The organism is Clavibacter californiensis, from assembly GCF_021952865.1.
In the GTDB taxonomy this organism is placed as follows: domain Bacteria; phylum Actinomycetota; class Actinomycetes; order Actinomycetales; family Microbacteriaceae; genus Clavibacter; species Clavibacter californiensis.
The window spans coordinates 2,907,337-2,927,814 of sequence record NZ_CP040792.1 but is presented as its reverse complement, the minus strand read 5'-3'; the positions used below and the strand labels follow the sequence as shown (position 1 = coordinate 2,927,814).

At 75.0% G+C, this 20,478-nt stretch carries 21 protein-coding genes; 11 read left to right on the top strand and 10 right to left on the bottom strand.

The features are described from left to right. The first annotated feature begins 59 nt into the window (after positions 1-59). From FGD68_RS14040 to FGD68_RS14025, 4 genes are read left to right on the top strand one after another with little or no spacing between them, the layout of a single operon-like run. The gene (locus FGD68_RS14040; protein WP_119373381.1) at positions 60-572 is read left to right on the top strand and encodes a TOBE domain-containing protein; all 513 of its coding nucleotides are present in this window, start codon (positions 60-62) and stop codon (positions 570-572) included. Next, positions 572-1,378, top strand: coding sequence for a molybdate ABC transporter substrate-binding protein (gene modA / locus FGD68_RS14035; protein WP_237609584.1), 807 nt, complete (start codon positions 572-574; stop codon positions 1,376-1,378). Before FGD68_RS14040 ends, modA begins: the two co-directional genes overlap by 1 nt. Beyond that, on the top strand, positions 1,368-2,225 hold the full coding sequence (locus tag FGD68_RS14030) for an ABC transporter permease (RefSeq protein WP_237609583.1): 858 nt from the start codon (positions 1,368-1,370) through the stop codon (positions 2,223-2,225). The genes modA and FGD68_RS14030 overlap by 11 nt, the downstream gene beginning before the upstream one ends. Further along, the gene (locus FGD68_RS14025) at positions 2,222-3,289 is read left to right on the top strand and encodes an ABC transporter ATP-binding protein (protein WP_237609582.1); all 1,068 of its coding nucleotides are present in this window, start codon (positions 2,222-2,224) and stop codon (positions 3,287-3,289) included. The genes FGD68_RS14030 and FGD68_RS14025 overlap by 4 nt, the downstream gene beginning before the upstream one ends. Here the strand turns inward: FGD68_RS14025 and FGD68_RS14020 are convergent, their stop codons facing one another. Beyond that, positions 3,290-4,738 (bottom strand): glycosyltransferase family 87 protein, encoded by a 1,449-nt coding sequence (locus FGD68_RS14020; RefSeq protein ID WP_237609581.1) that lies wholly within the window; start codon positions 4,736-4,738, stop codon positions 3,290-3,292. A 78-nt stretch (positions 4,739-4,816) separates the two neighbouring features. Between FGD68_RS14020 and FGD68_RS14015 the strand changes: the two genes are divergently transcribed. After that, positions 4,817-6,064, top strand: coding sequence for a molybdopterin-dependent oxidoreductase (locus FGD68_RS14015; RefSeq protein WP_119373395.1), 1,248 nt, complete (start codon positions 4,817-4,819; stop codon positions 6,062-6,064). Beyond that, complete coding sequence (locus FGD68_RS14010; RefSeq protein ID WP_119373394.1) at positions 6,064-6,543, top strand: hypothetical protein; 480 nt, start codon at positions 6,064-6,066, stop codon at positions 6,541-6,543. The genes FGD68_RS14015 and FGD68_RS14010 overlap by 1 nt, the downstream gene beginning before the upstream one ends. Here the strand turns inward: FGD68_RS14010 and FGD68_RS14005 are convergent. Genes FGD68_RS14005 through FGD68_RS13995 form a run of 3 tightly spaced genes read right to left on the bottom strand, consistent with a single transcriptional unit; the run spans position 6,492 to position 8,577 of the window. After that, the gene (locus FGD68_RS14005) at positions 6,492-7,193 is read right to left on the bottom strand and encodes a class I SAM-dependent methyltransferase (RefSeq protein ID WP_104234993.1); all 702 of its coding nucleotides are present in this window, start codon (positions 7,191-7,193) and stop codon (positions 6,492-6,494) included. The genes FGD68_RS14010 and FGD68_RS14005 overlap by 52 nt on opposite strands. Further along, complete coding sequence (locus FGD68_RS14000) at positions 7,190-7,873, bottom strand: TIGR04282 family arsenosugar biosynthesis glycosyltransferase (RefSeq protein WP_104234992.1); 684 nt, start codon at positions 7,871-7,873, stop codon at positions 7,190-7,192. The genes FGD68_RS14005 and FGD68_RS14000 overlap by 4 nt, the downstream gene beginning before the upstream one ends. Continuing rightward, a complete protein-coding gene (locus FGD68_RS13995) occupies positions 7,870-8,577 on the bottom strand; it encodes a glycosyltransferase family 2 protein (protein ID WP_043583485.1) in 708 nt (235 codons plus the stop codon). The genes FGD68_RS14000 and FGD68_RS13995 overlap by 4 nt, the downstream gene beginning before the upstream one ends. Positions 8,578-8,725: 148 nt before the next feature. Between FGD68_RS13995 and FGD68_RS13990 the strand changes: the two genes are divergently transcribed. From FGD68_RS13990 to FGD68_RS13975, 4 genes are all read left to right on the top strand, one after another. Continuing rightward, positions 8,726-9,562 carry a response regulator transcription factor gene (locus FGD68_RS13990; RefSeq protein ID WP_119373656.1) on the top strand — a complete coding sequence of 279 codons (837 nt, stop codon included), beginning with the start codon at positions 8,726-8,728 and terminating at the stop codon, positions 9,560-9,562. Further along, entirely contained in the window at positions 9,559-10,821 is a 1,263-nt protein-coding gene (locus FGD68_RS13985) for a sensor histidine kinase (RefSeq protein WP_104234989.1), read from the top strand. Before FGD68_RS13990 ends, FGD68_RS13985 begins: the two co-directional genes overlap by 4 nt. Then, entirely contained in the window at positions 10,818-12,437 is a 1,620-nt protein-coding gene (locus tag FGD68_RS13980; RefSeq protein ID WP_237609580.1) for a molybdopterin-dependent oxidoreductase, read from the top strand. Before FGD68_RS13985 ends, FGD68_RS13980 begins: the two co-directional genes overlap by 4 nt. Positions 12,438-12,553: 116 nt before the next feature. Further along, positions 12,554-12,808, top strand: a complete 255-nt coding sequence (locus FGD68_RS13975; protein ID WP_119373809.1) for a hypothetical protein — start codon at positions 12,554-12,556, stop codon at positions 12,806-12,808. Positions 12,809-12,884: 76 nt separating this feature from the next. Here the strand turns inward: FGD68_RS13975 and FGD68_RS13970 are convergent, their stop codons facing one another. Beyond that, positions 12,885-13,568 (bottom strand): PadR family transcriptional regulator, encoded by a 684-nt coding sequence (locus tag FGD68_RS13970; RefSeq protein ID WP_104234987.1) that lies wholly within the window; start codon positions 13,566-13,568, stop codon positions 12,885-12,887. 264 nt (positions 13,569-13,832) lie between these two features. Here FGD68_RS13970 and FGD68_RS13965 point away from each other — a divergent pair, with 264 nt between their 5' ends. After that, positions 13,833-14,525 carry a hypothetical protein gene (locus FGD68_RS13965; protein WP_104234986.1) on the top strand — a complete coding sequence of 231 codons (693 nt, stop codon included), beginning with the start codon at positions 13,833-13,835 and terminating at the stop codon, positions 14,523-14,525. Positions 14,526-14,653: 128 nt separating this feature from the next. On the opposite strand, the gene FGD68_RS13960 is transcribed toward FGD68_RS13965, so the two are convergent. The 5 genes from FGD68_RS13960 to FGD68_RS13940 all read right to left on the bottom strand — a co-directional run bounded on the left by FGD68_RS13960 (position 14,654) and on the right by FGD68_RS13940 (position 20,435). Further along, a complete protein-coding gene (locus tag FGD68_RS13960) occupies positions 14,654-16,045 on the bottom strand; it encodes a hypothetical protein (protein WP_119373584.1) in 1,392 nt (463 codons plus the stop codon). 7 nt (positions 16,046-16,052) lie between these two features. Then, complete coding sequence (locus FGD68_RS13955) at positions 16,053-16,967, bottom strand: TIGR03943 family putative permease subunit (RefSeq protein ID WP_237609579.1); 915 nt, start codon at positions 16,965-16,967, stop codon at positions 16,053-16,055. After that, complete coding sequence (locus FGD68_RS13950; protein WP_104235155.1) at positions 16,954-17,844, bottom strand: permease; 891 nt, start codon at positions 17,842-17,844, stop codon at positions 16,954-16,956. The genes FGD68_RS13955 and FGD68_RS13950 overlap by 14 nt, the downstream gene beginning before the upstream one ends. A gap of 414 nt (positions 17,845-18,258) precedes the next feature. Continuing rightward, positions 18,259-19,320, bottom strand: a complete 1,062-nt coding sequence (locus tag FGD68_RS13945) for a serine/threonine-protein kinase (RefSeq protein ID WP_237609578.1) — start codon at positions 19,318-19,320, stop codon at positions 18,259-18,261. Continuing rightward, complete coding sequence (locus FGD68_RS13940; protein ID WP_119372944.1) at positions 19,317-20,435, bottom strand: hypothetical protein; 1,119 nt, start codon at positions 20,433-20,435, stop codon at positions 19,317-19,319. Before FGD68_RS13940 ends, FGD68_RS13945 begins: the two co-directional genes overlap by 4 nt. Between the last annotated feature and the right edge of the window lie 43 nt (positions 20,436-20,478).

The window sequence follows — 20,478 nt, the reverse complement described above, 5'->3', positions numbered from 1 at the left end:
ACGCGGAGCGGCTGAGGGCGACGGGCGCGCGCCGCGTCTGCGGTGCTTAGGATCGTCGCATGACGCAGAAGAGGGACCGCACGCCCGAACGCGCCGCGGATGCCGAGCCGCCCGTCGCCGCGGGATCCGCATCCGGACCCTTCCGCTACCGCGTGAGCGAGGCCGCCGCCCTCATCGGCGTGAGCGACGACACGCTCCGCCGCTGGGCCGACGCCGGCCGGCTCGACCTCGTGCGCGGCGAGGGGCGGCTGATCCAGGTCGACGGCGTGCAGCTCGCGCACCTCGCGATCGAGCTCGCCGCGGACGGGTCGCTGGCCGCATCCGGCGCCGATCGCCCGCCGACCTCGGCGCGGAACCGCATGCCGGGCATAGTCACGCGCGTCGTGCGCGACGGGGTCATGGCGCAGGTCGAGATCCAGGCGGGGCCGTTCCGGATGGTGTCGCTCATCAGCCGCGAGGCCGCCGACGAGCTCGGGCTCGAGGTGGGTGCTCCCGCCGCCGCGACCGTGAAGGCCACGAACGTGGGCGTCGAGCGGCTCGCGCCCGAGACGCTGACGGGTGGGCGGGCGTGATGCGCCGGCGACGTCGGGCGACCGTCGCGCGCGCGGCAGTCGTCGGTGCGCTCGCGGCCGGGCTGCTCGCCGGGTGCGCGGCGGCCGGATCCGCGCCCGCCGGCGTCCCCGATCCCGCCCCCGACTCCCTCGCCGGGACGCTCGTCGTGCAGGCCGCGGCGTCGCTCACCGGCAGCATGGACGAGGTCGCCCGTGACTTCGAGAGCGTGCACCCGGGCGTGACCGTCACGGTCTCGTACGGCGGCAGCTCGACGCTCGCGCAGCAGATCGTGCAGGGCGCGCCCGCGGACGTGTTCGCGTCCGCCTCGGACGCGACGATGACGACGGTGGTGGATGCGGGGGAGACGGCCGCTGATCCGCGCGTGTTCGCCCGAAACGCGCTCGAGATCGCGGTGCCGCCCGGGAATCCCGGCCGCATCGCGGGCCTCGCGGACTTCGCCGACCCCGCCCGGACGCTCGCCCTCTGCGCGCCTGAGGTGCCGTGCGGGGCCGCGGCGGCGCAGGCGTTCGCCGCGGCGGGCATCACGCCGCAGCCGGACTCGCTCGAGCAGGACGTGCGCGCCGCCCTCACCCGCGTCGAGCTCGGCGAGGTGGACGCGGCGGTCGTCTACGAGACGGACGTGCGCGCCGCGGGCGACGAGGTCGAGGGCGTGCCGCTGCCGGACGAGGTGGACGCCACGACCGACTGCGTCGTGGCGCCGCTCGCCGGATCCGCGTCGCCCGCGCTCGCCGCCGCGTTCGCCGAGTACATGGCCGGCGACGACGCCCGCGCCGTGTTCCAGGCCGCGGGATTCCGTGCGCCCTGAGCGCGCGGGCAGCGGCACCGGCGTCCGGTCTCGCGTCCGCTCGGGCGAGCGCGCCGACCGCGTCCCGGCGCTCCTCTGGATCCCCGCCGGCGTCGCTCTCGCGTTCCTCGTGCTGCCGCTCGCGGCCCTCGTGGTGCGCGCGCCGTGGGCGACGCTGGGGGAGCGGCTGGCGGATCCCGGCGTCGCGCGCGCCCTCGGCCTCTCGCTCGGCAGCGCGCTCGCCGCGACCGCGCTCAGCCTCGTGCTCGGGGTGCCGCTCGCGTTCGTGCTCTCCCGCTCGGCGGGCCGGCCGGCCGTGGTGCAGCGGATCCTCCGTGCGCTCGTGACCGTGCCGCTCGTGCTGCCGCCCGTGATCGGCGGCGTGGCGCTCCTGCTCCTGCTCGGGCGCCGCGGGCTGATCGGCGGGCCGCTCGAGGCGCTGACGGGGATCACCATCCCGTTCACGACGCCGGCCGTGGTGATCGCCGAGACCTTCGTGGCGATGCCGTTCCTCGTGCTCGCGGTGGAGGGGGCCCTCCGCGGGGCCGACCGCCGATTCGAGGACGCCGCCGCGACGCTCGGCGCGAGCCGCTGGACCGTGCTCCGGCGCGTGACGCTGCCGCTCGTCGCGCCCGGGATCGGCGCGGGCGCGGTGCTGTGCTTCGCCCGCGCGCTCGGCGAGTTCGGCGCCACGCTCACGTTCGCGGGCAGCTTCCCCGGCGTGACGCAGACGGTGCCGCTGTCGGCCTACCTGGCGCTGCAGACGGATCCGGACGCCGCCGTCGTGCTGAGCCTCGTGCTCCTCGCGGTGTCGGTCGTCGTGCTGGTGAGCCTGCGCGACCGGTGGGCGTCGGGGGTGCATGCGTGAGGGCCGATGCACGGCCGGCGTCCGACGGGCTGGACGCGCGCGTCGTCGTGGAGCGCGCCGCGTTCCGGCTCGACGTCGCGCTCGCGGTGCCGGCCGGATCCACGACCGCGGTCGTCGGTCCCAACGGCGCGGGCAAGTCCACGCTGCTCCGGGCGCTCGCCGGGCTCGCTCCGCTCACCGAAGGCCGCGTCGCACTGGACGGGCGGGTGCTGGAGGATGCGGGCGAGAGCGCCGTGCGGATCCCCGCCGAGCACCGCGGCATCGGCGTCGTCTTCCAGGACCACCTCCTCTTCCCGCACCTGTCCGCGCTCCAGAACGTCGCGTTCGGCCCGCGCGCGCGGGGCGTCGCGCGCGCGGTCGCCGACGACCGGGCGCGCGCGCTCCTCGACCGGCTCGGGATCGCGCACCTCGCCGACCGCCGGCCCGCCGCGCTGTCGGGCGGCCAGTCGCAGCGGGTCGCGCTCGCCCGCGCCCTCGTGCTCGAACCGCCGCTCCTCCTCCTCGACGAGCCGATGGCGGCCCTCGACGCGGGCACGCGGCTCGACGTGCGCGATCTCCTCGCGGACGAGCTGCTGCGGTTCGGCGGCGCGGCGGTGCTCGTGACGCACGATCCGGTGGACGCGCTCGCGCTGGCCGACCGGATCCACGTGCTCGAGGACGGACGCCAGGTGCAGGAGGGTGCTCCCGCCGAGGTCGCCGCCCGGCCCGCGACGGACTACGTGGCCCGGCTCGTGGGGATGAACCGGCTGACGGGTCGGGATCCCGACGGGCGGCCGACCGTGCTGATCGCCGCGCCGGCGGACGTGCGGCTGTTCCGCGACCGTGATCGCGACCGCGACCGCGCATCCGAGCCTGCGCCGGCCGCCGCCGGCCACGTCGCGACCGGCGTGGTCCGGCGCATCGAGGGCGTCGCCGGCCGGATCCTCGTCACGCTCCGCCTCGCGCCCCACGGCCCGTCGGCGCTCGCGGGCGACGTCACCGCCGAGCTCGACGCCGCGTCCTTCGCCGTCCTCCGCCCGGTCGCGGGCGAGCGCCTGTCCGTGCGGATCCCGCGCGGGGTCTGATCAGCCCGCGTCGGGCCCGTCCGCCGGCACGCGCTCCCGGTGGAGCCGCCGCCGCAGCCGAGCCGGCGCGAGGCGTGCGCGCCCGTCCGGTCCGAGCCGCACGAGCGAGCCGGCCACGACGATCACGAGCGCCGTCGCGAGCGCGATCTGCCACGCCCAGGCGTCCGGCGCGAACAGACGCAGCGCGAGCGCAGCCACGACCGCGAACCATTCGCCGCGGCCGGTCATCGCGATGAACGGGATGAGCAGCAGCGCGTACCAGGGGTAGCGCGGGCTGACCGCGAGGAGCGTGACGCCGATCATCACGAGCTGGCCGAGCCACGGATCCGCCGGGTCCGTCTTCCACCAGACGAGGCCGGCGGTGACCGCGAGGATCAGCGCGACCGCGATGAGCCCGTACTGCCCGGGCACGACGAGCTCGATGAGGGGGAAGCGCCCGCCGTCGTCGTAGCCCTCCTCCTGCAGGTAGCCGGGCAGGTAGCCGAGCACGGCGATCCCGGTGCTGAGCACGTACGGCACGTAGAGCAGGGCGAACGTGACGACGGCCGCGGTGATCACCTTCCACGGCTGCTTCCGGAGCAGCGCCGGCGCCGCTATCACCGGGATGAGCTTGGTCGCGATGGCCGCTCCGAGCGCGATGCCGCCGCGCCACCGCATCCCCCCGGCGACGAGCAGCGACGCCGCGAGCGCGAGCAGCGCCCCCAGCGCGTCGACGTGCGAGTTCGTGACCACCTCGCTCGCCACGAGCGGGCACCACGCCCAGAGCGCGGCCCACCACACGGGCCTGCCGCGCTTCCGCAGCGCGCGGAGGAGGAGCAGCGTCACGGCCGTCATCATCAGGAGCCCGGCGGCCTGGAACGCCCAGTACTCGGCCGTCACCGGGACGACCGCGCGCACGCCCGCGAAGAACAGCTCGGCCATCGGCGGGTAGATGGTGGGCACCTTGGGGCGGTTCAGCGCCGTGCACATCGGCTCGTGCGTCTCCTCCTCGCGGACGCCCATGATCCGCTTCCCCTCGCAGGTGGCGGCGCCGTCCGACCCGACGACGGTCTTCGGATAGAGCCAGTCGGGCCGGAGGTCCCGCAGCTCCGGGTCGGCCGGCGTGTACCGGTAGGGCGACTCGCCCGCGTTCTGCACGATGCCGTCCCACGCGTATCGCGCGGAGTCGGTGCTGGTGTTCGGCGGTCCGGCCATGGCGACCGCGCCGAGGCCCACCGATCCGAGGATGATGAGCGCAGCGGCGGATCGGGCCGGCAGCTTCCGCACCAGGAGGACCGCCGCTCCGAAGACCACCCAGATGACGACCACGAGCCAGAACAGCGGCGCGGCACCCTCGCGACGGAAGAACGCCTCGTCGTCGGCATCGCCGAACAGATCGAACGCGACCACCGACCACCCGGTGAGCGCGGCCATGACGGCGAGGACGAGGGCGGTGAGGGCGGTGCGCACACTCCATCATGGCGGCGCGCGGCCGGGCGATCGCCGACCGGCCCCGACCCGCCGCTCCCCGGACGAAGGACGACCCCCATGCGGACGCTGATGCACGAGGCCAGGCGCCGCCTGGCCTCGCCCGCGCGCACGACCCGGCTGGCGGTCGTGATCGGCCGCCTCCTCGGCATCGCCTTCCTCGTGTGCTTCACGACGGGTCTCTACAGCCACTTCCTCCAGGACCCGCTGCCGTGGATGCGCTTCCCGACCGCGCCCGTGTCGCTCTACCGGCTGACGCAGGGGATCCACATCACGGCCGGCATCGCCTGCGTGCCGCTGCTGCTCGCCAAGCTCTGGATCGTCTTCCCCGAGCTGCTCACGTACCCGCCGGTCACCGGGGTCGTGTCTTTCCTGGAGCGCACGTCCATCGCCGTGTTCGTCGGGGCGTCGCTGCTCGAGGTGACGATGGGCCTCCTCAACACCTTCCAGTGGGTGCCGTTCCCGTTCTACTTCCGGCAGACGCACTTCGCGCTGGCCTTCGTCGTGATCGGGTCGCTGGCGATCCACATCGGCGTCAAGCTGCCCGCCATCGCCGGGCACTGGCGGCGCGGGCAGGCGGACGAGTCGCCCATCGTCGGGGACGAGGCGGAGGACGCGCCCGCCGATGCTCTCGACGGCACTCCGGCCCGCGCGCCCCGCGGCATCACCGGCCGCGTGCTCGCCTGGATCGACGACACCCCCGTCACGCCCACCCCCGTCGCCCGCCGCGGCTTCCTCGTGGCGGTCGGCGCGTCCGTCGCCGCGGTCGTGGGCCTCACCGCGGGCCAGTCGTTCCGGATCCTCGCCCCGTTCAACGCCTTCGGCCCGCGCGTCATGGGCACCGGCCCGCAGGCGCTTCCCGTCAACCGCACGGCTGAGGCCGCCGGCGTGACCGAGATGGCCATGGACGCCGGGTGGACGCTCACCGTCTCGAACGGATCCTCCTCCCGCGCCTTCACGATGGACGACCTCCGCGGCATGGGGCTCGTCACCGCGACGCTCCCCATCTCCTGCGTCGAGGGCTGGAGCCAGTCGGCGACCTGGCGCGGCGTCCGCCTCATGGACCTCATGGACCAGGTCGGCGCCGACCCCGGAGCTCGGCTCCGCGTCACGAGCCTCGAGAAGAGCGGCGGCTTCCGGCGCACCGAGATGGGCCCGGAGTACGTGCGCGACCCGCTCACCCTCGTCGCGCTTGAACTCGACGGCGCGCCCCTCGACATCCAGCACGGCTACCCGGCGCGCATGATCGCGCCCGGGCGTCCCGGCGTGCTGCAGACCAAGTGGCTCTCGACCCTGGAGGTCATGTGATGACCGGCACCCGCATCCCCGCGACGCGCGGCGTCCTCGCCGCCCGCATCGCGCTCATCGCGGTGGGGGTCGTCGGCCTCGTCGTCGGCGCGCTCGTGCTGCTCGACTCGCAGCGCACCGACCAGGTCGTGGGCGTCTCCGTGTTCCTGCTGCTGGCGATCCTGGTGCACGACGCGATCCTGTCGCCCGTCGTCTTCGTCGCGGGCCTGCTGATCCGCAGGGCCGGCCGGCGCCTGCCGCCGGGGTCGCTCGTGATCGTGCAAGCGGGCGTGGTCGTGATGGCGGTGATGACCCTGGTGGTCGTCCCCGAGATCCGGGCACGCGCCCTCGGCAACGACAACCCGACGATCCTCATCGCGGACTACGCGCCGCGCCTCGCGCTCATGTGGGTCGCCACCGCGGTGGCGACGGCCGTCGTCGCGGCGCTCTACGCGCGGACGAGGCGGCAGAAGGACCGGCCCTCGGTCTCCCAGCACTGAACGAGGTCGAGGCCCGCGTCGCCCGCCATGCGCGCGACGGCGTCGCGGCCGACCTGCGCCCACGGGAACGGGTCGCTCGCGCGGCCCTGACCGTCCTCGACCGTGCACTCGAACGTGCGGTCGCGGGCGGGATCCGGGTGGGTCTCCACCACGAGGGAGCCGTCGTCGTCGAGCAGCTCGCCGCAGCGCGCGAGGAGCGCGGCCGCGTCGCCGCCGATGCCGATGTTGCCGTCGAGGAGGAGGAGCGTGCCCCAGCCGCCCTCGCGGGGCAGGCGCTCGAAGACCGAGCGGTGGAGGACGGGCAGGCCGAGGCCCGCGGCCATCTCGACCACGGTGGGGGAGACGTCGATGCCGAGCGCGCCGAGCCCGGCGTCCATGGCCGCGCGGACCATGCGGCCCGGGCCGCAGCCGATGTCGAGCACGGGGCCGGCGGCGTCGGCGAGGAGGCTCGCGTCCACCGCGTCGGCGTCCGCGCTCCAGCGGCCCAGGTCCATGACCTCGGCGCTGTCGTCGTCGGAGGACGCGAGGGACAGGAAGAGGACCTCGCCGGAGTCGCGGAGGGCCCGGGCGTAGGGCTCGCCGCCACCGGATCCGAAGGTGCGGACGCGCGCGGAGGCGCGGTCCTCGGGGTGGTCGACGGCCAGGCTCATGCGGGGTCCCTCTGCGATGTCGCGGGTGCGGTGGTGGCGGCGCGGGTGCTCGCGCCGGTCTCCAGGGTTCGGAGCACGTGGGCGAAGCGATGGGCGGGCGCGGCCTCGGCGGCCTCCCGCGCGTCGTCGACCGTGTCCACGTCGGTGAGCTCGGGCAGCATCGCCACGTCGAGCCCGGCGTCGATGAGGCGCGACAGCTGCACGGCGCCGGTGTCGTCGCGCGACATGGGCACGCCGCGCACGAGCGCGCCGTCCGGATCCCGGAGGCCCAGCGCCCAGAAGCCGCCGTCGTTGGCGGGGCCGAACCAGGCGTCGGGGCCGCGCGCGCCGTCGGCCCAGGAGTCGAGCACGGGTCGGAGGAGGGCCGCGGTGAGCTGCGGGGTGTCCATGCCGACGAGGAGGACAGGGCCGTCGAGCGCGTCGAACATCGCGGCGAGCCGCTCGTCGAGGTCGCCCGTCACCTGCGGGATCACGTCGTAGCCGGCGGCCTCCGCGGGCGGGTTCCCGCCGTCGAACAGGAGCACGCGGCGCTCGGGCGCGGCGTCGTCGACGGCGGCGAGCGTGTCGGCGAGGGCGGCGGACGCGAGCTCGGCCGCCTCCTCGAGCGTGAACGGCGGGTGCAGGCGCGTCTTCACGCGGCCGGGGATGCACTCCTTGGCGATGACGACGACGGCGGTCACGCGGATCCTCCCGGGGTGCGGTCGGCTCCCGCTGCCGCCGCTCGCGCCTCGGCCAGCACACGCGACATGTCGCGCACGGCCGTGACGGTCCCGCGCACGGTGCCGGTCACCTTGGACCGCCCCACGCGCGGCGCGTACGGCATGTCCACCTCCAGGATGCGCCACTCGGCGGCGGATGCCCGCAGCAGCATCTCCAGCGGATAGCCGCTGCGGCGGTCGAGGATCCCGAGATCGAGCAGCTCGGTGCGCCGCCCGCAGCGCATGGGGCCGAGGTCGTGCAGCGGGACGCCCGTGATCCGCCGCAGCCGCCTGGCCAGCTCGAGGTTCGCGATCCGCGCGTGCAGCGGCCACGCCCCGCGCGCCGACGGGACCCGCCGGCCGAGCACCAGGTCGCGCTCGCCGTCGCGGACCGGGTCGACCACGCGGGGGAGGAGCGCGGGATCCATCGACGCGTCGGCGTCGCAGAACGCCACGAGCGGCGCGGTCGCGGCCTCGAGCCCCGCGTGCGCGGCGGCGCCGAACCCGCGGCGCGACTCCGCCACCACGAGGGCGCCGTGCGCGCGCGCGACCTCGGCGGAGCGGTCGGTGGATCCGTTGTCGACGACGATCGCGCGGTACCCCTCGGGCAGGCGGGAGAGGACCCAGGGCAGGGCCTCCTCCTCGTCGAGGCAGGGGAGGACCACGTCCACGAGCGCTGGCGTCATCCGTCGAGCCTAGGAGGCCGCGCCTGCGCCCGCCCGCCACGCGCCCGATCGCCGCGCCGCCGCGCCGCCGCGACCCGAGGGGTGACGGCTCGCTCGCAAGCAGGACACCCGCGGGGTCGGGCCCAGGGACCGCGCATAGTCTGACCGGGTGAGTCCCACCTACGATCCCGCGCGCGCCGACGCCGGGCGCCCCGACCCCGCGCGGCCCGATCCCTCGCGGCCGGATCCGCTGCGCGGCCGCCGCATCCTCGTGGTCGAGGACGACCCCACGGTGAACGAGGTCGTCTGCCGCTACCTCAAGGCCTCGGGCTTCCAGGTGGAGACCGTCGCCGACGGCCTCGAGGCCGTGCGCGTCGCCACGGAGCGCATGCCCGACCTCGTCGTGCTCGACCGCATGCTCCCCGGCCTCGACGGCCTCGAGGTCTGCCGCCGGATCCGCGCCCACCACCCCGAGTCGCCCGTCCCCGTCGTGATGCTCACCGCGCTCGGCCAGGGCGAGGACCGCGTCAACGGCCTCGACGCCGGCGCCGACGACTACCTCGCCAAGCCCTTCTCCCCCCGCGAGCTCGTGCTGCGGGTCCGCGCCGTGCTCCGCCGCACGGTGCCCGAGGCCGTGCCCGAGCCGCCGTTCGTCGCGGGGCCGTTCGTGCTCGACCTCGGCGCGCGCGAGATCCACCAGGCCGGCGTCATGCTGTCGCTCACCTCCCGCGAGTTCGACCTGCTGGCCTTCCTGCTGCGGAACCCGCGCCGCGTCTTCGGGCGCGACGACCTGCTGCGCCAGGTGTGGGGATGGGAGATCGGCGACCTCTCCACCGTCACCGTGCACGTGCGGCGCCTGCGGGAGAAGATCGAGGCGGATCCCGCGCACCCCGTGCTCCTCGGCACCGTCTGGGGCGTGGGCTACCGCTTCGACCCGGACGCCGCCGCGCCCGCTGCACCCTCCCCGCCTGCCGCGCCCGCGACGCCCGCCGAGGCCGACGCGTGACCGCCGACTCCTTCCTCGTCGTCGTCCTGACCGCGCTCGTCTGCGCCGCGGTCGTCGGCCTCGGCGCCAGCGTCCTGCTGCGCGCCCTCCGCCGACGCTCCCTCGTGCTCCAGATATGCGTGGTCGCGCTCGCCGCGGTGCTCTCGGTCGTCGGCGGCATGGTCGCCGTCACCGCGAGCATGCTCGTCGACGACGCCGGCCTCACCGCGTTCCTCTCCGTCGCCGCCGTCTCCGCGCTCGTCTCGCTCGTCATGGCCGCGATGCTCGGCATGACCCTCGTGCGCGGCAGCCGCGAGCTCGGCCGCTACGCCGCGTCCATGGGCGAGGAGGCCGCCGTCGAGCCGGGCCGCCCCACCAGCACCGAGTTCGCGCAGCTCGCCCGCGAGCTCAGCGCCGCCAACCGCCGCCTCGCCGACGCGCGCGACAAGATGGAGGCGCAGGAGCGCAGCCGTCGCGAGCTCATCGCGTGGATGTCGCACGACCTGCGCACGCCGCTCGCCGGCATCCGCGCCATGGCCGAGTCCCTGGAGGACGGCATGGTCGACGACGAGCACCGCTACTTCCGGCAGATCCGCGTGCAGGCGAACCGCCTCAACGGCATGGTCGACGACCTGTTCGAGCTGTCCCGCATCAACTCGGGGAGCCTCGAGCTGGCCGTCGAGCGCGTCTCCCTCTACGACGTCGTCAGCGACACCGTCGCCGAGCTCGGACCGGTCGCCCAGGCCCGCAAGGTCGACCTCCGCGGAGAGACCGCGCACGACGACCTCGTGGTGCAGGGCGACCCGCGCGAGCTCTCCCGCGTCGTCGGCAACCTGGTGATGAACGCCATCCAGCAGTCGCTGCCCGGCGGCCGCATCGTCATCTCCGCGCACCGCGACTCCGGCAACCTCGCCGTCCTCTCCGTCGAGGACACCGCGGGCGGCATCCCCGAGGCCGACCTCCCGCGCGTGTTCGACGCCGGCTGGCGGTCGACCGGATCCCGCACGCCGCGCGCCTACGGGAAGAGCGCCGCCGAGAAGACCGCGCTCGGCCCCGACTTCCCGGCCGCGCCCGTCGAGGCCACGCCGCCGGATCCCGCGGTGCAGGCAGAGGGCACGCACGACGGCGGCTACGCGTCGGGCGGCGGCGGGGCGGGCCTCGGCCTCGCGATCGTCCGCGGCATCGTGCGCGCGCACGACGGCGACGTCACCGTCCAGAACGTCGAGGGCGGCTGCCGCTTCGACGTGATCCTCCCGTACAGCAAGCCGGTCGCCTCGTGACCCGCGCGGCCCTCCGCTGGTGGTCCGCGTTCCTCGGGGCGGTGGCGGCGCTCGCCGTGCTGGCCGTCGCCGAGATCGCCGCGGCGTTCGTCGCACCCGCGGCGAGCCCGGTGCTCGCGGTCGGCGCGCTCGTCATCGACCTCGTGCCCGCGGGCGTCAAGGACACGGTGATCGCCCTGTTCGGCACGGGCGACAAGGTCGCCCTGATCGTCGTGCTCGGCCTCGTGGTGCTCGCCGCGGCCGGGCTGGCCGGGATCCTCCAGGTGCGCCGCCCGCCGCTCGGCGTGGTGGTGCTCGCGCTCTTCGCCGGCGTCGCCGTGCTCGCGGCCACCACGCGCGCCGGGGCGACGGGTGCCGCGGCGATCCCCACCATCGTCGGCATGATCGCCGGCGTCTTCATCCTCCACCGCGGCGCCGAGCGCCTCCGCGACTGGCGGGACGCGGCGGACCGCGCGGCATCCGCATCCGCGGCGGTGGCCGGGCCCGTGCGCGGCATCGCCCGCCCGGCCGCGCGCGCCCCGCTCACACCCGGCGCGGGTGGGCGCGTCGAGCGCCGCACCTTCCTGATCATGACGGTGGTCGCGGGCGTCGCCTCCGTCGTCGCCGGATCCGTGGCCCGCGGCCTCAACGCCGCCGCTGCCCGCGTGGATGACTTCCGCCGCACGCTCGTGCTCCCGCGCGCCGCGACGCCGGCCGCCGCGATCCCCGCGACAGCCGAGCTCGGGGTCCCCGGCCTCGCGCCCTTCCTCACGCCCGCGAGCGACTTCTACCGCATCGACACCGCGCTGCAGGTGCCGTCGGTCGACGCGGCCTCCTGGAAGCTCCGCATCACGGGCATGGTCGAGCAGGAGGTCGAGATCACGTTCGCCGAGCTGCTCGCCCTCCCGCTCGCGGAGCACGTGACCACCCTCACGTGCGTGTCCAACGAGGTCGGCGGGAACCTGATCGGCAACGCGCTCTGGCTCGGCTACCCGATCCGCCTCCTGCTCGAGCGCGCGAAGCCGACCGCGGGTGCCGACATGGTGCTCTCCACGAGCCAGGACGGCTGGACCGCGAGCACGCCGCTCGAGGCGCTCACGGATCCGGACCGCGCGTCGATCCTCGCGGTGGGCATGAACGGCGAGCCCCTGCCGCAGCAGCACGGCTTCCCCGTGCGGATGGTCGTGCCCGGCCTCTACGGCTACGTCTCCGCGACGAAGTGGGTCACCGAGCTCAAGGTCACGACCTTCGCCGAGGACGTCGCCTACTGGTCGACCCGCGGGTGGACCGAGCGCGGTCCCATCAAGACGGGGTCCCGCATCGACACCCCGCGCTCCGGCGCGCGCGTGGACGCGGGACGCACCGCGATCGCCGGCATGGCCTGGGCGCAGCACACCGGCATCGCCAAGGTGGAGGTGCGCGTCGACGAGGGCGACTGGGTCGAGGCGACGCTGGGCGACGGCGTCGGCACCGACACGTGGCGGCAGTGGTCGTACGCGTGGGACGCGGCGAGCGGATCCCACAGCGTCGAGGTGCGCGCCACCGACACCACGGGCGCGACGCAGACCTCCGACGAGGCGCCGCCCGCCCCCGACGGCGCGACGGGCTGGCACCGGATCACCGTCGGCGTCTCCTGAGCCGAGCCGCCCTCCCGTCGCTCGCCGGACGCATCGGGCCAGCGGGCACGGAGCCGGGGCGCGTACCGTCGATGCACGGCGCGTCCGCGCCGCACCGACGAGCGAAGGAGAGCACCGTGAGCGACATCGAGAACCCGCGCGACCCCGCCGACCGCGACCTGGACGACACCGGCGTCGACGAGGAGGAGCTCGCCGGAGCCGACGCCCGCGAGGCGCAGGAGGCCGTCGACGCCGAGCGCATCGTGCCGCTCGACGACGACGGGGTCGCGGACGACCACCCGGGCGGCGGGCTGGGCATCGACATCACCGAGTCCGACGGTCCGGACCTCGAGGCCGGCGACGACCTCGACACGGGAGCGGCGATCCGCTGATCCGCCCCGCACGCACGACGACGGCCCCCGCATCAGCGGGGGCCGTCGTCGTGCCGGGCCCGGAGGCCGGCGGGGATCAGTCGGCGAGGATCGCGTACAGCGCGCGCCGCGTCTCGTCGAGCTTCGCCGCCGCGGCCTGGCGCTGGGCGTCGGTCGCGTCGTGCATGAGGGGCTTCACCACGCCCATGAGCTTCATGAGGCTGGTCTGGAACGCGTCCTCGCCCTCGGACTTGTCGGTGGTCGCGGCCCAGGCGGCGTCGATCTCCTCCTTGTGCTCCTCGACGTGGGCGCGGCCCTGGTCGGTGAGGGAGTAGACGCTCTTGGCGCCTGTCTCGTCGGCGACGATCAGGTCCTCGTCGACGAGCTGCTGGAGCGTGGGGTAGACGGATCCGGGGCTCGGCCGCCAGGCGCCCTCGGTCTTCGCGGCGATGCCGGTGATGAGGCCGTAGCCGTTCGAGGGGGCGTCGGCGAGCAGGGAGAGGATCGCGAGGCGGACGTCGCCGCGGCGGGCGCGACCCCGTCCGCCGCGTCCGCGGCCCGGGCCGAAGCCGGGGCCGCCGAAGCCGCCCATCCCCGGGAAGCCCGGGAACCCGGGGAAGCCGGGGCCGTCGCCCGGGCGGAAGCCGCGGGCGAGGGGGTGACCCGGCATGATGCGCGGGCGCCCGCCGCGGTGGTGCTGCATGCGGGGCTCGTGGCGGTCGGTGGGGACCTCGGCGGATGAGGGGGACGACAGGTGGTCGTCGTGGTCGTGGGTGCGCATGAGCGCTCCTTCCGGTCAGGTGATGTCGTGGATCGCGGCGTGCTGTCGCGATGTAGCGACGATATATCGGCGACAGTCGGATGTCAAGCCTCGAACTCGAGGGGCCCCGCCGCCGATCCCCGTGATCCCGGGGGAACGCCGCGTGAAGCTGGCGTTCGCCTGGGAAAGGGGAACCGGCCCCAACCCGTTCCGCGACCGCGCCGAAGTCCCTGTGTCGCCCGGGGAACCGGGCGGATCCCCAGTCCACACAGCGAAGGAACTCCCATGCGCAACCTCACCAAGTCCGTCTTCGGCCTCGCCACCGCGGGCTTCCTCGTCGTCGGCCTCGCGGCCTGCTCGACCCCCGCCGAGACCCCCTCGTCCTCGACCTCCTCCACACCCGCCGCGACCGCGACGACCGAGGCCAACCCCACGCCGCTCGCGACGATCCCGACCCTGACCGGCGTCGACACCCAGGTCACCCTCGACTCCGGCTTCACCGGCGCCCTCACGACCCTGGGCCTGACCCCCGGCGTCATCGGCACCGCGACCCTCGACGGCGCCACCGGCACCCTCGCGTTCCCCATCACCGGCGGCAACGTGAAGTACTTCGACCCCGAGCAGTCCTACCGCCCCTACGTCCAGGGCGAGATCGACCACTCCGGCTCCGGCATCAGCCTCACCGCCGGCTCCACCGTCGTGAAGCTCACCGACTTCGTCATCGACCCCGGCACCAGCCGCCTCACGGGCTCGGTCCAGGTCGGCGACGGCGAGGTCATGAAGGACGTCTACATCTTCAACCTCGACGGCACGACCCTGAAGCCCCTCGCCATGGAGGGCGACAACGCCGTCCTCGAGGGCACCACGGTCAAGGTCAGCCCCGACGCCGCCAGCCTCCTGAACAGCACGTTCGGCACGACCGCGGTCACCGACCAGCTCGTCGTCGGCATCGCCAAGATCACCGTCAACACCAAGTAGCACCCACCCGGGCTCGACCCCGGCACAGCACCACCTGCGATCACAGCAGAACGCATCGACGGCCTCGTCTCCCTCCGGGGAGCCGGGGCCGTCGGCGCGTGCGGGGTCGGGCTGCGACGCCCGTCGCGTCAGCCGATCGTGACCTCGAAGCCGGCGACGCTGCGGGTCACGGTGCCGGTCGCGAGCTCCACCAGCAGCGTGGTCACGGACGTGTCGCGGGGCTCCCTGGGGTAGTCGTCGCTCGCGCCGCGCGCGGGATCCGGGACGGTCTCGAGCAGGGCGAAGCGCCCGTTCGGAGTGACAGAGAGGCCCGTGATGCGGGTGGCCGGGTCCGCGGGCACGTAGACGTCGCTCGCCTGGCCGTCGCGGACGACGACGAGCCGCTGCGTGGCGGTGCCCGTCGCGGGATCGAGCGTCGTGCGCACGCGCAGCACCGCGCCGTCGTCGCCGGGCACGAACGAGATCGCGCCGTCGTACTGGAGGTCGGCGCCGCCGGTCTCGGTGGGCAGCTGCGTCTGCTGGGCGGTGCGGAGGTCGATCTCGGTCGTCGAACCGGGATCCGTGACCGCGAGCCGCGTGCCGTCCGCGGAGAACGGGCCGAGCGTGCCGTGGCGGCCGAGCGGGACGATGGGCGACGACCCGTCGACCGTGACCAGGGAGAGGTCGCCGTCCTGCCCGTGCGCGACGAGCTGCGGTCGCCCCGGCACGAAGCCCCACGCCTGCGCGCTGATCGCCTGGCCGTCGAGCCCGAGCACGGGCGCCGGCGTGGCCCCCGCGCCGACGTCGTCGACCATGAGGGTGTCGTCGTACGGGCCGCCGTCCGTGCTCGTGAAGCGGAAGCCGATCGTGGTCCCCGTGTCCTCGGCATGGAGGTCCTGGAGCGTGCCGCGGCCGGGGAGCGGGAGGTCGACCTGGCCGGAGCCGTCCAGCCCCGCGATCACGAGGCCGTTCGTGCCGTCGTCCTGGAGCGTGGCGACCACGAGCGACTGCCCCACGACCGCGTACTCCTGGATCTTCGTGGCCTCGAACACCTCGTCGTTCGCGCCCTGGCCGCCGCCGCCGACGCTCTGCCGGAGGATCCGGTCTGCCTGCTGCTCGCCGCCGCGGACGAGGACGTACATGCCGGGGTCGCCCGTGCGGAACGACGTCGCGAGGTCGGACGAGGGGCCGCCGCCGACGCCCTGGACGCCGTCGATCGCGACCGTGTAGTCGGCGTCGTAGGCGAGCGGCCGGGTGAAGTCGATGATGATGCGGTCGGCCTGCGTGTCGACGGTGAAGTCGGCGCCGGGCTCCATCCTGATGCGCGAGACGTCGACCGGCTGGATCGGCCGGTTCGCCGCGAGCACGAGCCGCTGCCGGGACTGCTGCACGACGGCGAGCGGATCCACGTCGGTGCGCACGAGCCGCGGCCCCTGGCTGCCGGCGACCGCGAGCAGGCCGCCGCAGGCGAGGACCAGCACGAGGATCACGGCGGTGAACGCCCGGCGGAAGGCGCGCGGGGAGGCGGGGGCATCGGTCACGGGCGGCTCAGTAGACGTAGGGGTCGGCGGGCTGGTCGACCTGCTGGACGCCCTGCGGCATGACCGCGAGCGGCTGCCGGCTCTTCGCGCTCGGGTTCGACGCGAACGGGCCGGTGACGCGCACCCACTCGTCGGTCTGCAGCGTCGACTTCCAGCCCGGCTGGTAGACGGGGACGCCGACGGGCTGCGCGTCGACCGCGCAGCAGGTGACGACGAAGCGCGTGACGTAGAACACGTCGTCCGGGTCGTCGGGGTCGGCGCTCACGAAGCCCGTGATGTCGACGGACTTCGAGGTGAAGAAGGTCGGATCCGTGGTCTGCGCGAGCAGCTGCGACCAGTCCTTCACGCCCAGGGTGGAGAAGTCGTCCGTGCCGAGGAGCTCCTGGTCGGGCGCGGCGTCGGAGGCGACCGTGCTCGAGTTGAGCGCGCGCTGCGTGACGGTGCTCTGGGTGAGCGTCCGCGGCGGGAGCACGAGGACGGCTACCACTGTGACGGTCACGACGGCGGCGACGGCGACGCGGGAGGCGCGGGCGCGGAGGGTGGATCGGGCGGCGGGGGTCTCGGCGCGTCCGGCGGCCCCGGCGGCCCCTTCGGCGAGGTCGTCGAGCGCGGCGGATCCGTGGTCGTGGTCGTGCTCCTCCGCGGCGTCGGCGGGGCGCAGCGCGAACCCGGCGACCGTCGCGACCAGGCCGATGACCGCCATGATCCCGGTGAACACGAAGTAGCGCGGGTGGATGTAGAGGCCGAGCTGGCCGGTGATCGTCAGCCACAGCGTCGAGACGATGCACGCGGCGAGGAGCACGAGGCCCACCGTGGACGAGGTCCGACCGCCGGCGGCGCGGCGGCGTCGGGCGCGGCGGAGGCCGCCGGGGAGCGTGGCGGCGGTCCGGTCGAGCGTGTCCCGGTCGTCAGGCGATGGCATTGACACCCCATCCCAGCGCGAGGCTGATCAGCGCGACGACCGAGGTGATCATCACGAGCGTGCGGGTCGAGTAGGTGGTGCGCATGAGCGCGAGCATCTTCACGTCGATGACCGGCCCGAACACCAGGAAGGCGACGATGCCGCCGGGCAGGAACACGGATCCGAACGAGAGCACGAAGAACGCGTCCACGTTGGAGCAGACGGAGACGACGAACGCGAGGAGCATCAGCGCGAGCACCGAGAGGATCGGGCTGCCGCCGAGCGTCACGAGCACCTCGCGCGGCACCGCGACCTGGATGAGGCCGGCCAGCAGGGATCCGATGACGAGCGCCGGCATGATCGTCGTCGCCTCGCGCCCGAACAGCGAGATCGACTTCCGGACGCGCGCGCCGCCGTGGGCGTGCGGGTCGGGCAGGGCGCACTCGGCGCGGAACTCGGGCGTGAGGAGGCGGTCGGGCTCGGGGTGCAGGCTGAAGAGCCAGCCGACCACGTTCGCGATCAGGAAGCCGCCGACGAGGCGGGCCACGAGGATCCAGCCGTCCCAGCCGAAGGCCGCGTGCGTCGTGATGATGGTGATGGGGTTGAGGATCGGCGCGGCCAGCAGGAACGTGATCGACTCCGGCACCGTGAAGCCGCGCACCACGAGACCGCGCGCGAGCGGCACGTTGCCGCACTCGCACACGGGCAGGGCCATGCCGAGGAACGAGATGCACGCGCGGCGCGCGAACGGGTTGCGGGGGAGCCGGCGCTCGATGACGCCGGGCGGCACCCACACCTGCACGACGATCGACAGCACGATGCCGAGGATCACGAACGGCAGCGACTCCACGATGACGCTGACGCTCAGGGTGACGAGGTCCTGGAGCCGGTCGGGCAGGACGCTGTCGCCGAGCGCCGGGGAGGCGGCGCGGAGGGCGAGGAGCAGGAGGACGAGGGCGAGGCCCGTCCCGAGGCCGGTGCGGATCCCGGTGGGGGCGGCGCGGGCGGGGCGCGGGGCGTCGTGGTCGTGCTCGTGGTGCTCGCGGGTGGCGGTGCGCGTGGCGGTGGGTGCCGCGGTCACGGTGGCGGATCCGTCGCCGGGACCGTCCTCGCGAGCGCGGCGACGGTCGCGGGCGCGCTCGCGGCGCGGGCGCGCGGGCCGGTCGAAGGGGGACGCGTCGTCGTCGTCCGGCGCCCACGGGGTGCGGCGATCCGTCATCGCGGACCGGTGGCGCGGGGCCGGGGTCCGATGGGGGCGCGCACAGATTCAACCCTAACCGCGCTGAGAAGCGTCCTCAGCAGGCGCGGCGGGTCAGCGGAGGCCCGCGGGCGCCTCCGGGCAGCGGGAGTCCAGCACGCCGTCGCGCGTCTCGACGGACGGCTGCCAGTAGTCGCCGGCGTGGGACAGCGCGACGAAGGCGTCGCGGTCCGGCACCTCGCCCTCGTACGGCTCGCCCTCGGATGCGTAGCAGGGGATGAGGAAGTCGACGTAGTAGTCGTGCAGCCAGCCGAGCGCGGCGTCCGTCAACGGGCCGCCGGGCGTGGTCGGGAAGCGGACCGAGCAGGCGTACTCCACGGCGGCATCCGCGGAGTGGGTGCCCAGCCGGGTGTCCTCGCCCGTACCGATGACCTGGACGCGCACCCCCGACTCGCCCAGGCACGCGGCCTGCTGCCTGACCCACTCCTCGCCGTCGAGGACGCGCTCGACGGGCAGATCCGGGCGCACGGCGTCGGGACGCTCGAGGAGCACCCGGTCCCAGAGGGAGTCGGCGCTCTCCCGGAGCGCCTGAGCGGTCTCGACGTCGGTGAGGTCCTCGCGCAGCTTCGCCGGCGGTCCCTCCGTGAACGCGGGCACGGGCGTGCCGATGCGGGGATCCGGCGTGCTCGGCGGGCCGGGCGTCGAGGTGGGCTCCTGCGATCGCCAGCTGTCGTCGTCGGCGAGGAGGCCGGCCGCGGATGCGGTGCCGAGCCCGACGACGAGGAGCCCGCCCGCGAGCACCGCGGCGACCGGGCCGGGGCGGAGGAGGCGGCGGCGCGGGGCGCGCGGGTGCGCGCGGGGATCCGCGGTCTCCCCGGACGCGGTCGGGGCGTCGTCCGACGCGCGCGGGGTCGCCCGCGCATCGGCGGCGAGCAGCTCCCGGCCCTCGCCGACGAGACGGTGCTCCTCGACCAGGAGCGCGACGAGCGGTGCCGGGAGCGCGTCGACCTCGATCCCGGCGGCCAGCCGGATCCCCTCGGGCACCTCCACGTCCGGGGCGTCTCCGTCCTCGCGACCGTAGGCGGCGCGCCGGAGGGCGTCGAGGGCGCGAGCGGCGTCCGGGTCGTCCCGCAGCCGTCGATCCAGGGCGTCGGCGGGCGAGCCCGGAGTCGTCACCGGTACGCCGCGGGGAGCACCGGGCACGCCGCGGCCAGACCGCCGCTCATCGCGTCGGGGAACGGGGTCCAGGGCCGCTCGGCGCGCACGTCGGCGATGAAGTCGTCGACGGCAGGGACCTCGCCGACGTACGGCCTCCCCTCCGCGGCGTAGCAGGGGATCAGGTAGGAGACGTAGTAGTCGTGGATGTAGGCGAGCTCGGCGTCGGTGCGACCGCCGTTGTCGCGCAGGGGGAAGCGGACCGAGCACGCGTAGACGGCGACCGGATCGCCGTCGGTGATGCTGAAGCTGGACTGGCCCTCCATGAACGCCGTGAGGCCCGCGTCCCGCAGACAGGCCACCTGCTGCTCCGCGTAGTCCTCCTCGTCGTCGACCACCCGCTCCATCCGGACGTCGGGCCGCACCGCGTCCGGCTGCTGCTCGAGCACGAGGCTCCACGCCTGATCGGCGCGGACTCGCAGACTCTCGGCGAGCTCGGCCTCGGTCAGCGGGACCCGGACGGGCGGATCCGCCGTGAAGTCGGGGACGACGGATCCGCGTCGCCCGTCGGGCGTGCCCATCGCCTGGCCGCGCGGGGTGGCGGTCGAGGTCACGTCGGATCCGACGCCCTCGGCGGATCCGACGCCCTCGGCGGATCCGACGCCCTCGGCGGTCGGGGGCGTCGAGGCGGTGGATCCGGCGTCGAGAGAACCCACGGCTGCCGCTGTGCCGAGGCCGGCGAGCACGACGAGGCCCGCGACGACCATCACGAGGATCCTGGGGGCGCGTGGCCGACGTGGAGCGGCCGCCTCGGCGTCGTCTCCGGTTCGCGCTCCCTCGTCCGCCTGCGCGGCCCGTGCGGCATCGGGCACCGGACGCTCGGACGCCAGCAGCGCCGCGCCCTCGTCGACGAGCCGCGCCTCCTCCGCGAGCAGGGCGACGAGCGGCGCCGGCAGCTCGTCCGCGTCGTAGCCGGTGCGCGCGCGGAGGTCGGCGGGGACCTCGACGAGCGCCGCGGTGGATCCGTCCCGGCCGTATGCGCGGCGTCGCAGCTCCTCGAGACGGCGCGCGGCGTCGGGATCGTCGCGGAGGCGCCGGGCGAGGGCGTCGTCGGGAGCGTCGAGCGGTTCGGTCATGGGGCCTCCTCGTCGAGGGCCGGGAGTCGCGGCCGGGGTGGTG